Origin of the sequence: Collinsella sp. OM08-14AT, assembly GCF_003438115.1 — a bacterium.
Classification (GTDB): domain Bacteria; phylum Actinomycetota; class Coriobacteriia; order Coriobacteriales; family Coriobacteriaceae; genus Collinsella.
On sequence record NZ_QSTE01000013.1, the window covers coordinates 16,445 to 29,661 of the forward strand.

The following is a 13,217-nucleotide window of genomic DNA, read 5'->3' on the forward strand; positions in this document are numbered from 1 at the left end:
GTCGCGCAGACAGTGTTAGCGAACGTGATGACCGGCCGGCGCTCGCCCCTTGCCGTTGCCCGCGCTCTGCAAGCGCCCGCGCCGCTCTTAGTAATCCACCGCCGCAGGGCTGTTCATCCAGTCGTTCACGAACGCACCGTAGCGGCCCTCGATAATGGCCTGACGCGCCTGCTTCATAAGATTGAGCAGGTAGTAGATGTTGTGCATCGACAGCAGAATACCGCCGAGCATCTCCTTCTGCGTGACCATGTGACGGATGAGCGCGCGGCTGTAGCCGCCCGTGCACACCGGGCAGGTGCAGGTGGGATCGATGGGGCCGTCGTCGTGCGCAAAGCGCGCGTTGCGGAAGTTAAGGCGACCTTCACTGGAGAACGCCGTACCCATGCGGCCGGTGCGCGTCGGCAGCACGCAGTCGAACATGTCGATGCCCACGCCAACGCCGCGCACGAGCGTGGTAGGGTTGCCGACGCCCATGAGGTAGCGCGGCTTGTGCTTAGGCATATACTCGGAAACCAGCGGCGCCAGTGTCTCGAACATGGTCTCGTGGTCCTCGCCCACCGAGTAGCCGCCGATGCCGTAACCGGGGAAGTCACCGCACTCCTCCAGGTGGCGCAGCGATCGCAGGCGCAGATCCAGATGCATGCCACCCTGGACGATGCCAAAGAGTGCCTGGTCATCACGGGTGTGGGCCTTGTAGCAGCGCTCGGCCCACATACTCGACAGCTCCACGGCGCGCTCGACGTAGGCACGCGTGGCGGGATAGCCGGGGCACTGGTCGAGCTGCATGCAAATGTCGGAACCGAGCTTCATGGCGATTTCCATGTTGTCCTCGGGCGTCCAGAACACGTGGCGACCGTCGTAGTCGTTGACGATAAAGCGCACGCCCTCGTCGGTGAGCTTGACGGCGTCGTTATGGCTAAAGACCTGGAATCCGCCCGAGTCGGTGAGGATGGGGCCGTGCCAGTTCATGAACTTATGCAGTCCGCCCAGCTCGGCGATGGTGTCCTCGCCGGGGCGCATGGACAGGTGATAGGTATTGGCGAGCACGATCTGCGCACCGAGCTGCTTGACGGTCTCGGTAGGAATACCCTTGACGTTTGCCTTGGTGCCCACGGGCATGAAGATCGGTGTCTCGATGTCGCCGTGCGGGGTGTGCAGCACGCCGGCACGCGCATGTGTGGTCGGATCCTCGGCGATCAGGTCGAATTTAAAAAGGCTCTGGTCCATAAACTGGAACTCCTTGGTTGCGGCTCATACGCAAACCATTATACGGGCAACCCGCAAGAAGCACCGACTCGACAGAAACTAGTGCATTAGGATCAGGTTCCCGCGCTAGTCGTTGGGGACGTTCTTAAACGACTAGACGTTGGGGACAGCCTTCAGCGCCATCTTGCAAAGGAGTGTCCCAATCTGCCGGCACTTAGGGACTGTCCCCAACTGCCGACAACGCCGATGCTCTGGTAACGCCGATGCTCTGACAACATCAGCGAGCGGTCGCCAGGGCGAACAAATTGGCATGAAAAGAGGGCGGCATAGACCTTCTGGTCATGCCGCCCTCTTTGAATGACAAGTTGTCGCTCTGGTGACCGCGCAGCGTCGGCCGGTCCGCCGTTCGGTAGAACGGCGGAACACCTAAGGACGCTGGCCCATGCCGCCCTCGAGGGTGACGGTCTCGCCGTTCATGTACTTAAAGTCGGGGCCGCAGAGCTGAACGACCACGCGGCCGATCTCCTTCTCGACGTCGCCGTAGTGGCCCGCCGGCGGCATGTGGACGTTGGCCTTGAACGCCTCGGGATAGGCATCCTGGAAGTTCTCGAGCGCAGCAGTCCAGGCAAGCGGGCAAACGATGTTGACGTTGATGCCGTCCTTGCCCCACTCGTTGGCGGCGACGCGAGTCAGGCCGCGGATGCCCTCCTTGGCAGCGGCATAGCTGCACTGGCCGTAGTTGCCAAACAGGCCGGCGCCCGAAGCAAAGTTGACCACGGAGCCCTTGGTCTCCTTCAGGTGCGGATAGGCCTTCTGCATGTACAGGTAGGTGGCATACAGGCCAGAGTAAATGGCCAGGTCAAACTGGTCCATGGTGTGATCGGCAATGGTCACGCCCGAGGCGCTGGCCTGAGCGTTGTTGACGACGGCGTCGATGCGACCGAACTCCTCAATCGCTTTGTCGATGACGTTCTGGACGACGGCTTCGTTGTCCTGACCAGCCGAGACATCGGCCTGAACAGGCAGAACCTTAACGCCGTACCCCGCCTCGAGAGACTCCTTGGCAGCCTCGAGCTTGGCGACGTTGCGGCCGGTAATGACGAGGTTTGCGCCCTCCTTGGCAAAAGCGATATCGATGCCGTAGCCGATGGAGCCAGCGGAGCCGTCCTTAAGCGTAGCCTTGCCGCCGCCGGTGATAATCACGGTCTTGCCAGTGAAAAGTCCCATAAGAAAGTCCTTTCAAATCACGACGGGCACGCCCGCCGACTGCGCGCACCCAAATTCACGCGCCAAAAGCTGAAATGCAACTTTAACGTGTTCAAGTGAAAAATAAAGACCGCAGCAGGCGAACGGCACAACGTTATTCGGCGAAGGGGATGTCAAGCACGAACCGGATAAAGAGGCCGAATTTTTGTCATCCAAATGAGCTATCGAACACGTTTTGAAACTTTGCTGCGGCGCGTGGGATGTCGGCGCGAGACTTTATCATAGGGTGACAAACAACGATGAGGAGCGCATGCCTATGACAGACGAGCTGGACCCCCAGACTCAGCAGCATATTGATCATTCCGCAGACGCCATCGACGGCTGCGACACTTCTGCCAGCAGCGATGGCGGCATTGATGCCGCTGTCGAGGAGGCTCCTGCCGCCGCAGACGAGGCCGCAGACGCAAATGTCACCGCAGAGCAAGATAAAGAAGAGCAGCTAGAGCAGCCGGACCCGAGCGATACCGAGCCCAAGACTGAGAACGCCCCGCAAGCAGCAGGCCCCATCGAGGTATCTTCGGAAGAAGAGCTCGACGCCGTCATGGACTCCATGATGGATGCCGTCAAAGCGATGAAAGACGCCGTGGCCGACGCTGACGTTGACGCCGAGGAAGAGGAGGCCGCCGAGGCAGCCTCGACCTTCGTACCCGGCGAGACTCCGGTTGCCGACCAGGGCAGCACCATGCCCTCGTTTCTGCAGCTCGAGCATCCCACGATTGGCGCCGATGCGGTCGACCCGCACGCAGCAGGCTTTTCTGTGATCGAGGGCGGTACCGGCAATATCGCCGTGCCGCAGGCTGCCGATACGGACGCTGCCGACACCGCTCGCCCGACTGCCCCGCACTCCCCCGCCGCGAGCCGCGATCTGGGGACCGCTGTCTCGAACACTGCGAACGCCGTGGGCACCTTTATCGCCCAGGGCGCCTCGGCCATGCGCGAGATGAACGCCGCGAAAAAGGCACTTGCCGATGGCCGCGCCCACCTGGCCGAACTTGAGCAGCGCATTGCCGATCAGGCCGAGGAACTCGAGACGCGCCAGGATATCGCAGGCCGCTACGACCAGATCGTCGCCGACCAGCGCCAGGCGATTGCCACGGCCCAAAAGACTGCAGCGGCCGCCGAGATTGACCGTGATGCCCACGCCTCCAAAGCGACAGAGCTCAAGGGTCAGCTCGAACAAATGAAGACAGAGGATGACGCGACTGAGCTCCGCCTGAAGGCCGCGCTCGACGCCGTGGAGGCCCGCGAGGCGAGCTCACGCGAGACCGGCAACCGCCTCGTTCGACGTCTTGAGGATTCCAAGCGCATCCGCGACAAGGTGAAGGCAGAGCGAGACGCCGGCATTGCCGCCGCACAACAAACCGTCGACGCCACGCGCGCCCAGCTCGAGACGCTGCGTCATGAGTATGCCGAGCTGCAACGCAATCCCTCGGCAAATCCCGCCAACTATACGGTGCGCACCAGCGAGCTCTCGATGCAGATTTCCGACACGGCAGATGCCCTGCGTAAAGCCGAAGAAGATGTCCCGCGCATCACCGCCGACCTTGAGCACTCGCTTGCCGCAGCCGAGCAGGCCGTCGAGCAGGCTCAAGCCCCTATCGCCGACGCAAAACGCGCGCACCAAGCCGTGACGACCGAAGCCGATGCCGCGCGCGACGAGCTGCAGACGGCGAAGACCGCCGCCGCGACTCATCAGCGCGAACTGCGCGAGAAGATCGCCGCGGAGGACAAGGCACGCCGCGAGCAGGAGCAGACCATCGCCAACGCCCAAGCAGATGCCGCACATGCACAGTCGATCATCGAACAGGCGACCGAGGTGCACGACCACCCAGAAATCACTGAGTCGCTTGCAGGATCCTTGGCCCGAGACAAAGCCGAACACGCCAAGACCGAGCAAGAAGTCGACCAGCTCGAGGCCGCCGAAGACGACGTACGAGAGCGCACCCGCGACTCACGCATCAAATTCACCGGCGCCATCGTCTGCATCGTTGCCGTAGTTCTCGTGATCATCTTGATCTGGCTGTTCGCGAGCAAGTAACCACTCCCCAACGATTACAAGGACTGTCCCCAGGTGCCGGCACATAAGGAACGTCCCCAAGTGCCAACAAAGGCGACGCCGATGTTTTGGCGCGGACAGCGAAAACCCGCTAGAGCGGCATCCTCTTGACAACCAAAGAAATGCCGGTGTTTTGGCAACGACAGCGAGCGGGTCGCATTTGAGACAAGGTGACGTGAAACGAAAGGGCGCTGACCTTCTGGTCGCGCCCTTGAAGTTGAACGTCAGATTGTCCAAATGCGGCCCGCGCAGCGTCGGCCGGTTACGGCGTTTGGAAAACGCCGTAACCTACAAAATGAGCATGGCGTCGCCAAAGCTGAAGAAGCGGTAGCGCTCTTCGATAGCAGCGGCGTAGGCATCCATGATCTGGTCGCGGGTGGCAAGCGCGCTCACGAGCATCATGAGCGTGGAGCGCGGCACGTGGAAGTTTGTGATCAGCGCGTCGACCACGTGATAGGTCGATCCGGGCATGAGGTAGAGCTGCGTCGTGGCGTTCTCGCGCACCACGATGTCACCGCGGCCAAGTGTATCGGCCCCGTCCTCGCGGCCCTCAAAATAGCGCGCCGTCACGGCCGGATCGGACACCGGTGCCTCAGCGTCAAAGGCGCTCTCGAGCGAGCGCACTGCGGTGGTACCGACAGCAATCACGCGGTGTCCCTCGGCCTTAGCCTTATGCACGGCGTCGACAACCTCCTGCGACACGTGGTAGCGCTCGGTGTGCATCACGTGCTGCGTGGGGTCGTCCTCCTCCACCAGACGGAAGGTATCGATGCCCACCTCGAGTTCGACGGCGGCAAACTTGGCACCCTTGGCCTCGATGGCAGCCATAAGCTCGGGCGTAAAGTGCAGACCCGCCGTGGGAGCGGCAGCCGAGTGCTCCTCCTTCATGGCGTAGACGGTCTGGTACTTCTCGGGATCGCCCTCGTAATCGGTAATGTAGGGCGGCAGCGGCACGTGACCGGCAGCATGAATGGCCTCGTCGAGCGTGCGCGGCTCGCCGGCGGCATTGCAGCCGGCCGGCTCAAAGCGCACCAGACGGCCTCCGCGGCTATCGGTGACAAAGTCGATGACCTCGGCCGTCAGCACCACGGGAGCCCCCTCGGGCGCATGGGCGCCACCGGCGCGATACTCAATCTGAGCACCGGGCTTCAGGCGCTTACCCGGCTTGACCAGGCACTCCCAAACGTGGCCCAGCGGGTCAACATCCTCACGGCGCTTGAGCAGCAGCGTCTCGACCACGCCACCCGAGCCGGCTTTGCGACCGATCAGGCGGGCCGGCATCACACGCGTCTTGTTGATGACGAGCACATCGCCCGGCTCGATATAGTCGATGATGTCGCGGAAGATGCGGTGCTCAACGGTACCGCCGTGCTCCAGCGGCTTCCCCGCCTGGGAGCCTTTGCGATCCACCACCAGCAGGCGGCAGGAGTCGCGCGGCTCGGCAGGAGCCTGGGCAATCAGTTCCTCAGGAAGGTTGTAGTCAAAATCATCGGTACGCATAGACACGTCGGATACTCCTTATATAGCTAAAGTCCGCTCTACATCCTAGCAGGCTGACGTCCCAAACGAACTACTTTTTGGCGGCTTTGCGCTCGTCGCGGATGCGGGCGCGGTCCATGGCCGCCTCGACAGCAGAAAAGCGGCAGCCGCAGTAGTTCTGTCGATACATGCCCAGTTCGCGCGAACGGCGCGTAGCCTCGGGATAATACGGGCGAAAATCGCGAATCACCGGGGTGAGCCCATGGGCGGCCGCCAAACGCTCAAGCACGTCATTGCAGGTGTCGAACAGCTGATACGGCGAGACGGCGAGCGTCGTACCCACATATTCAAACCTGCGCTCCTGGGCAACGCGGCATGCCTCGGCCAAGCGCAAGGCATAGCACGAGCGACAGCGACGGGGCCGATCGGCACCCAGCGGGGCCACGCCGGCCTCCCAGCGCTCGCGGTCCTCCCCCGCCTCGATGAGCTCGATGTCGCCATCGGCACACCACCGGCGCAGCTCGTCCAGACGCCGCCGCCATTCATCGCGCGGTTGAATATTGGGATTGGTCCAGCAAATCGTGGGCTCAAACCCCTCCTCGCGCAGCAGGCGAACCGGCTCAAGCGAGCATGGTGCACAGCACGCATGCAGCAACAACGACTTCATCGACATCCCCGTCCCAGAAAACTCACCCCGACATCATGGCAGCTAAAATAGCCCCGTCCCAAAAAGACTACTTTGCGAAAAAGCGCACGCCAAAGGACGTATCCTCGCAGGCGACGATGCGGCGGTCGCGCAGAATGGTCCGCACGTAATACCAATCACCCACACAGCCCGACAAGTGCAGACCAGCCGCCAGGTAGCACAGCAGCGGATAGTCCGAGAACGCAAACCCCAGGGCAAATGCTGTCGTCACAACAACCGTCGGCGCCAGGCAAACCGCCATGTACCGCCGGCGCGAATACACAACGCCCTCGGCGCAGGCATAGATCATCGCCGTCTCGCGATTCGCCCCAAAGGTCACCTGCGCGCCCGCAGGCGCCAGCAGCTTAAAAAACACCGCATGCACCAGCTCGTGCACGGCAAACGATGCCATTGAGACCGCAGCCAAGCCGACTATCCAGCCCACGACAGCCATCCAGCCGCCCGCCTCAGCCGCGTCCAAGTCCGCAGGCCCGCCCAACAGCATAAACACCGGCACCAGGCACACGGCAAACACCGCGATCACGGCCATCCCCCACACGAAGCAAGCGTGTAGAAAATCCTCGTCCTCAAACGCATGTATGTTGGAAATCTCATTCATAGCATCTTAGGATAGCGCCCCTGCCACGCACCCGCCCGCATGTGCGATAATGTCGAACGATATGCACGAATTGACCACCGCGCCGCCGAACCCCGTGCCCGGCCGCGCTCTTACCTATATGCGAAGGAGTCCCATGGCATCCAAATACTCCATGAACGACCGTCCCAGCTGGCCGCGCCGCGCCATCGTTACCGCCGGCGAGCCCTACGGCAACAAGGGTCTGCACTTTGGCCACGTCGGCGGCGTCTTTGTCCCGGCCGACTTCTTCGCCCGCTTCCTGCGCGACCGCCTGGGCCGCGAAAACGTCATCTTCACCTCGGGCACCGACTGCTACGGTTCGCCCATCATGGAGAGCTACCGCAAGCTCAAGGAGAACGAGGGCTACGACAAGTCCATCGGCGAGTATGTCGAGTCCAATCACTCCCGCCAGGCCGCGACCCTCAACAACTACAACATCAGCTGCGACATCTACGGCGGCTCGGGCCTTGAGCCGGCGGCCCAGATCCACAACGAGGTGACTGCCGAGATTATCGAGCGCCTGCACGAGCAGGGCACCATCTCCAAGCGCTCCACGCTGCAGTTCTACGATGCCAAGGCCGGCACGTTCCTCAACGGCCGCCAGGTCATCGGCCGCTGCCCCATCCAGGGCTGCAAGTCCGAGAAGGCTTATGCCGACGAGTGCGATCTGGGCCACCAGTTTGAGCCCGAGGAGCTCATCGCGCCCAAGAGCCAGCTCACCGGCGAGGTGCCCGAGCTGCGCCCGGTCGACAATCTCTACTTTGACCTGCCGGCCTACCTCGACTTTATGAAGACCTACACCGCCAAGCTCGCCCAGAACCCGCAGGTTCGCTCCGTGGTCTCCAAGACCATGGAGGAGTGGCTGCTGCCGGCTCAGCTCTACATCCAGAACAAGTTCCGCGAGGCCTTCGATGCCGTCGAGGACCAGCTCCCCGAGCACACCGTGCTGGAGCCCGAGGGCAACAAGAGCAGCTTTACCGTCACCTTCCCCAGCTGGAAGGAGCGCGACGACGCCCACGCGGTGCTCGCCAACGGTGGCGTGCGCTTCCGCAGCGGCAAGGCACTCGTGCCCTTCCGCATCACCGGCAACATCGACTGGGGCGTTCCGGTGCCCGAGGTCGATGGCGTCTCCGACGTCACCTGCTGGTGCTGGCCCGAGAGCCTGTGGGCGCCCATCAGCTATACGCGTACCGTGCTCGCGCGCGATGCCAAGGCCGCCGGCGTGACCGAGGGCGTCGCCGCCCAGGATGCCGCCCTCATGGGCGAGCCCGCCGCCGACTCCACGCAGGTGCCCGCACCCACCTACCAGCACAGCTCGCTCGACTGGCGCGACTGGTGGTGCTCTGACGACGCTCAGATTTACCAGTTCATCGGTCAGGACAACATCTATTTCTACTGCATCGCGCAGACCGCCATGTGGGAGGCCCTGGGCTGGGACCTCACGCAGAGCACCGTCAGCGCCTGCTACCACCTGCTCTACATGGGCAAAAAGGCCAGCTCGTCCTCGCAGACGCCTCCCCCGCCGGCAGACGACCTGCTCAACCACTATACCTGCGAGCAGATGCGCGCGCACTGGCTGTCGCTCGGCCTATCCGAAAAGCCGGTGAGCTTTAGCCCCAAGGCATACGACACGCGTGTGACCGGCAAGGACAAGGACGGCAACGAGGTACGCGCCTGCGACGACAAGCGCGTTATCGACCCGGCCCTTAAGGAGAGCGCGCTGCTGACCGGCGTGTTCAACCGTCTGGCCCGCAGCTGCTTCTACGGCGTCGCCGTCAAGGAAGGCGACGAGAGCCCCTACCGCAACGGCTGCATCCCCGCCGGTGCCGCTTCTGACACCGTGGTCGAAGCCGCCGAGCAGGCAGCTCTCGCCTTTGAGCAGGCTATGTACAAGTTCGAGACGCACCGCGCGCTTGCCGTGTGCGACGACTACCTGCGCGCCGCCAACAAGCGCTGGAGCGACGCTTCCAAGGCCGCCAACAAGCTCGAGGGTAACGAGGCAAACGCCGCAATGACGCAGGCGCTCGTCGACGCCTTTACCGAGCTGCGCGTGGTGACCGTGCTCATGCACGGCATCGTCCCTGCCGGCTGCGAGCTCATCTGCGAGTACTTCGACATCGACCCGGTCGCCTTCTTTAGCTGGGATAACATCTTCGCCTCCACGGATGAGTTTGTGGAGAGCTTGGGCGAGAAGCCCGGCGAGCACCGCGTAAAGCCGCTGCCCCAGCGCTTCGACTTCTTTAGCAAGCACGAGAGCCAGTACTAAACACTCGACATGTAATGGAATGGGAAGGAAAGACGGATGTCCAAGCCGCGTCGTCGTAAGCAGAAAAAGCAGGTCAAGGCCGAGCTCAAGCTCAGGCAGTTTGCCGCCACCGAGCTTTCCGACCAGCTTGCCGCCCTTCCTTGCGCCGCCGACCTGCCGCGCTTTATGGTCGACACGGTCGCCGGCGCCTATGCGCCCGCCGATGCCGAGCTCATGATCGAGGGCTTCGGCGCCGCGGCCACACGCCCGGTCACGCTGCGCGCCAACACGCTCAAGGCAACCGCCGAGGACATCGCTGCGGCGCTCGATGCCGCCGGCATCGCCCACAACGCTGTCGCCTGGTACCCGGACGCCTTTATCCTGCCCGAGGCCCAGGTTTCCGATCTGTGGGATCTCGACATCTACCGCGACGGCAAAATCTACCTGCAGAGCCTGTCGTCCATGATGCCGCCGCTGGTCCTGGGCGCACAGGCAGGCGAGGACATCCTGGACATGTGCGCAGCCCCCGGTGGCAAGACGACGCAGATCGCCGCCCTCACGCAGGGGCAGGCGCACCTTACCGCCTGCGAGATGAGCATTCCCCGCGCCGAGAAGCTCGAAGCCAACCTCCACCGCCAAGGCGCAAAAAACGTGCCCGTCATGCGCATCGACGCACGCGAGCTCGACGAGTTCTTCCGCTTTGACCGCATCCTGCTCGACGCCCCCTGCACCGGCACGGGCACCGTCATCAGCGGCAACGAGAAAAGCCTGCGCGGCCTGACCGAGCAGCTGCTGAGCAAGTGTGCCCGCTCGCAGCGAGCACTTCTGGACCGCGCCATGGGAGCCCTTAAACCGGGCGGCACGCTCGTCTATTCGACTTGTTCGATCTTGCCGCAGGAAAACGAGGACGCCCTGCAAGAGGCCCTCGACAAGCACATGGATTGCGAGCTTATCCCCCTCGACGGCACGCCGAGCGAAAGTGAAACGCGCCGTGCTCAGGAAGTTGGCGAAGAGCCACGCATCGAGTGCAACGCCCTCACCGAGGCCATCGCCGCCAGCCACGTCTCGTCCGTCGCCAACGGTATGCCCGGCACGCTGACCATTCCGCCTAGCCGCGACTTTGAGGGCTTCTACATTGCCCTGATCCGAAAACGCAGCTAGCGCACGGATCCAAAACTCAACAAGCTATCTCTGTGCGCGTTTGCCCTGCTGGTCGCGATGCTGTTTAAGCATCGTGCGCTCCTTGCGTTCGGCCCTTTTGCCCTTAATGGCCGTGACCACAAAGTAGATGACCGCGGCGGCTACGATTGCGCCCACGCATAGGCCAATCGAGCCCAACATTGCCGAAAATTCCATACCGCGTCACCTCTCTTTTAAACGGGACTTTCAAGATAGCACCCCGATCACCGCCACCACAGCTCCTTCACGTTCGCCGCCCTTCGGTCTAACGGAGGACGCGGCGGGGAAAAATCAACTCGTCAAACGGTTTAGCATTCGCAATTCCGGCTGCATCGCGCCGGCCGTCATCACATAGAATCGAGCTTCCATGGATACCCTCAACGATCTAAATGAGCGCGTCGACGCCTTCGTCGGCACCAGCTCTTTCGACACGCCTGCCGCGGCAAACGACCAAGCCCCCATCGATGTGCCCGCCGAGGTTCACGAGGACATTGTCGCCTCGGTCGATTTCTCCGAGGTCGAGCTCGCAGACGAGTTCACCGAACCCCAGGTAGCTGTGACCCCCAACGGACTGCTTCCCATGGAGCCGCTGCCCATCGACGGGCGCCTGCGCAAGGCGGCCCTTCGCATGCCTGACGAGATTGAGGAGGCCAGCGGCTTCACGCTCTTCGGCCGTCGTATCAAATCGCTCATCTACACCACCGACGTCGCGGTCATCCGCAACTCCAACGCCGATGCCGTCTTTGCCGTTTACCCCTTCACGCCGCAGCCCGCCATTACGCAGGCGCTGCTGACCGTCGCCGAGTGCCCGGTCTTCGTAGGCGTGGGCGGTGGCACCACCACCGGCAAGCGCTCCGTTCAGATGGCAGCCGTCTCCGAGATGCAGGGCGCGGCGGGCTGCGTGGTCAACTCCCCCGCCACCGCCGAGATGGTCGAGCACATCACCAACATCGCCGACATCCCCGTCATCGCCACGGTCGTACGTTGCGACGACGATGCTCACGCAAAGGTGCGCGCCGGCGCCAAGATTCTTAACATCGCCGCTGGCAAAAACACGCCGCAGGTCCTGCGTGAACTGCGCGAGCACTATCCCAACCTGCCGCTCATCGCGCCGGGCGGCAAGACGCCCGAGAGCATCCGCGAGACCATCGCTGCCGGCGCCAACGCCATCATCTGGACGCCGCCTTCGGCACAGCAGCTACAGACCGACATGATGCAGCGTTATCGCAAGATGAAGGAAGACGCCACACCTGTCATCTCGCACGACGATGTGCCCATTATCGACCAGGTCTCCGCCGCCGAGGTCAGCCAGGTCGAGAACATGAATCCCGACGTGCCGATTCCCGACGAGGTCATCGAGCGCGTCGCTTCGATCCACGAGCGCGTCGAGGAGCGTCGCGCCAACCGCGGGCTCAAGCCCTCACTGCACGGCTTTTTCTTCCGAGGAAAGAAACGCTAACCCCAACAGCAAGGCCCGCCCCACAAACGTGAGGCGGGCCGTTTTCGTTTGAGCAATCATGCAGCGATGTGATGGGGCAAATTAATCCACGCGCTTGTCGCCCATAAAGAAGAGCGCCACCGTACCAGGTCCGGTATGCGAGCCAATCAGAGTACCGATGTTATTGATCTCAATCTTGCCTTTAAGCTGCGGAACCTGTTCCTCAATCAGCGCCGCAACTGCCTCGGCATCCTCGCGGCACGCCGAGTGCGACATGATGCACTTACCCGAATAATCCGCACCGTCCTGCACGTGTGCCATCATGGTCTTAGCCATCTCGGAAATCGCGCGCTTCTTAGTGCGAATCTTCTCACGTGGCGACAGCTTACCTTCGCAATCGACCGTCATAAGTGGGCAAATCTTAAGCGCCGTGCCGATGATCGCGCTCGCAGCCGAAATGCGACCGCCGCGCAGGTAGCTCGACAGATCGGTCGAGAAGAACCAGTGGTGCAGGTTGAGCTTATGCTCCTCGATCCAAGCGGCCGTCTCGTCGAGTGAAGCCCCGCTATCGCGCACGTCGGCGGCACATTCCGCCAGCAGGCCAAAGCCCGAAGACGCTGCCAGCGAATCGATGACGCGCACCTTGCCGCCCTGGGGATAGCGATCCGCGAGCATCTGCGCCGCAACGCAGGCCGATCCATACGTGCCCGAAATACCCGACGACAACGTCAGGTGCAGCACGTCTTTGCCCTCGGCAACAAGCGGCTCCCAAAACTCTTCGTACTCACCCACGCTCACCTGAGACGTCTTGGGCATGGCGCCCGCGGATATCTGGGCAAAAAACTCGTCCGGCGTAATCGACTGATACAGATCGTCCGTATAGACAACATCGTCGATCTCGTAATGAAAACACACGACGGGGATATTGCGCGATTCAAAGAACTCACGGGTTCGATCGGCGGCAGATTCACAGGTCAGGACAAAATCACTCATATGAGGCTCCTTAAGTATTGCTGCGCAAATTAT

The 13,217-nt window shown here is 62.4% G+C and carries 11 protein-coding genes; 4 read left to right on the plus strand and 7 right to left on the minus strand.

Annotation, left to right across the window (positions count from 1 at the left end):
• Positions 1–87 precede the first annotated feature (87 nt).
• Positions 88–1,227, minus strand: a complete 1,140-nt coding sequence (tgt, locus tag DXC18_RS07755) for a tRNA guanosine(34) transglycosylase Tgt (protein ID WP_117716854.1) — start codon at positions 1,225–1,227, stop codon at positions 88–90.
• A 405-nt stretch (positions 1,228–1,632) separates the two neighbouring features.
• Positions 1,633–2,433, minus strand: coding sequence for an SDR family NAD(P)-dependent oxidoreductase (locus DXC18_RS07760; RefSeq protein ID WP_117637303.1), 801 nt, complete (start codon positions 2,431–2,433; stop codon positions 1,633–1,635).
• Positions 2,434–2,728: 295 nt separating this feature from the next.
• Here DXC18_RS07760 and DXC18_RS07765 point away from each other — a divergent pair, with 295 nt between their 5' ends.
• Complete coding sequence (locus DXC18_RS07765) at positions 2,729–4,510, plus strand: hypothetical protein (RefSeq protein ID WP_117716855.1); 1,782 nt, start codon at positions 2,729–2,731, stop codon at positions 4,508–4,510.
• Between the two features lie 306 nt (positions 4,511–4,816).
• Here the strand turns inward: DXC18_RS07765 and queA are convergent, their stop codons facing one another.
• The 3 genes from queA to DXC18_RS07780 all read right to left on the minus strand — a co-directional run bounded on the left by queA (position 4,817) and on the right by DXC18_RS07780 (position 7,311).
• On the minus strand, positions 4,817–6,028 hold the full coding sequence (gene queA / locus DXC18_RS07770) for a tRNA preQ1(34) S-adenosylmethionine ribosyltransferase-isomerase QueA (protein ID WP_117629596.1): 1,212 nt from the start codon (positions 6,026–6,028) through the stop codon (positions 4,817–4,819).
• A gap of 70 nt (positions 6,029–6,098) precedes the next feature.
• Positions 6,099–6,674: an epoxyqueuosine reductase QueH gene (locus tag DXC18_RS07775; RefSeq protein WP_117564473.1), complete on the minus strand. Its 576-nt coding sequence runs from the start codon at positions 6,672–6,674 to the stop codon at positions 6,099–6,101.
• Between the two features lie 67 nt (positions 6,675–6,741).
• A complete protein-coding gene (locus tag DXC18_RS07780; protein WP_117564474.1) occupies positions 6,742–7,311 on the minus strand; it encodes a DUF3267 domain-containing protein in 570 nt (189 codons plus the stop codon).
• A gap of 133 nt (positions 7,312–7,444) precedes the next feature.
• Here DXC18_RS07780 and DXC18_RS07785 point away from each other — a divergent pair, with 133 nt between their 5' ends.
• Entirely contained in the window at positions 7,445–9,595 is a 2,151-nt protein-coding gene (locus DXC18_RS07785) for a methionine--tRNA ligase (RefSeq protein ID WP_117629595.1), read from the plus strand.
• Between the two features lie 36 nt (positions 9,596–9,631).
• Complete coding sequence (locus DXC18_RS07790; RefSeq protein WP_117629594.1) at positions 9,632–10,735, plus strand: RsmB/NOP family class I SAM-dependent RNA methyltransferase; 1,104 nt, start codon at positions 9,632–9,634, stop codon at positions 10,733–10,735.
• A 24-nt stretch (positions 10,736–10,759) separates the two neighbouring features.
• On the opposite strand, the gene DXC18_RS10475 is transcribed toward DXC18_RS07790, so the two are convergent.
• On the minus strand, positions 10,760–10,930 hold the full coding sequence (locus DXC18_RS10475) for a hypothetical protein (RefSeq protein WP_156058414.1): 171 nt from the start codon (positions 10,928–10,930) through the stop codon (positions 10,760–10,762).
• A 190-nt stretch (positions 10,931–11,120) separates the two neighbouring features.
• Between DXC18_RS10475 and DXC18_RS07795 the strand changes: the two genes are divergently transcribed.
• Positions 11,121–12,212, plus strand: a complete 1,092-nt coding sequence (locus DXC18_RS07795) for a hypothetical protein (protein ID WP_117629593.1) — start codon at positions 11,121–11,123, stop codon at positions 12,210–12,212.
• Between the two features lie 81 nt (positions 12,213–12,293).
• Here the strand turns inward: DXC18_RS07795 and DXC18_RS07800 are convergent, their stop codons facing one another.
• A complete protein-coding gene (locus DXC18_RS07800) occupies positions 12,294–13,184 on the minus strand; it encodes a DegV family protein (protein WP_117629592.1) in 891 nt (296 codons plus the stop codon).
• Positions 13,185–13,217: the final 33 nt, after the last annotated feature.

What these genes read in the sequence shown, in the direction of transcription:
- tgt (WP_117716854.1), bottom strand. Translation starts at nt 1,227, where the DNA reads ATGGACCAGAGCCTTTTTAAATTCGACCTGATCGCCGAGGATCCGACC.
- DXC18_RS07760 (WP_117637303.1), bottom strand. Translation starts at nt 2,433, where the DNA reads ATGGGACTTTTCACTGGCAAGACCGTGATTATCACCGGCGGCGGCAAG.
- DXC18_RS07765 (WP_117716855.1), top strand. Translation starts at nt 2,729, where the DNA reads ATGACAGACGAGCTGGACCCCCAGACTCAGCAGCATATTGATCATTCC.
- queA (WP_117629596.1), bottom strand. Translation starts at nt 6,028, where the DNA reads ATGCGTACCGATGATTTTGACTACAACCTTCCTGAGGAACTGATTGCC.
- DXC18_RS07775 (WP_117564473.1), bottom strand. Translation starts at nt 6,674, where the DNA reads ATGAAGTCGTTGTTGCTGCATGCGTGCTGTGCACCATGCTCGCTTGAG.
- DXC18_RS07780 (WP_117564474.1), bottom strand. Translation starts at nt 7,311, where the DNA reads ATGAATGAGATTTCCAACATACATGCGTTTGAGGACGAGGATTTTCTA.
- DXC18_RS07785 (WP_117629595.1), top strand. Translation starts at nt 7,445, where the DNA reads ATGGCATCCAAATACTCCATGAACGACCGTCCCAGCTGGCCGCGCCGC.
- DXC18_RS07790 (WP_117629594.1), top strand. Translation starts at nt 9,632, where the DNA reads ATGTCCAAGCCGCGTCGTCGTAAGCAGAAAAAGCAGGTCAAGGCCGAG.
- DXC18_RS10475 (WP_156058414.1), bottom strand. Translation starts at nt 10,930, where the DNA reads ATGGAATTTTCGGCAATGTTGGGCTCGATTGGCCTATGCGTGGGCGCA.
- DXC18_RS07795 (WP_117629593.1), top strand. Translation starts at nt 11,121, where the DNA reads ATGGATACCCTCAACGATCTAAATGAGCGCGTCGACGCCTTCGTCGGC.
- DXC18_RS07800 (WP_117629592.1), bottom strand. Translation starts at nt 13,184, where the DNA reads ATGAGTGATTTTGTCCTGACCTGTGAATCTGCCGCCGATCGAACCCGT.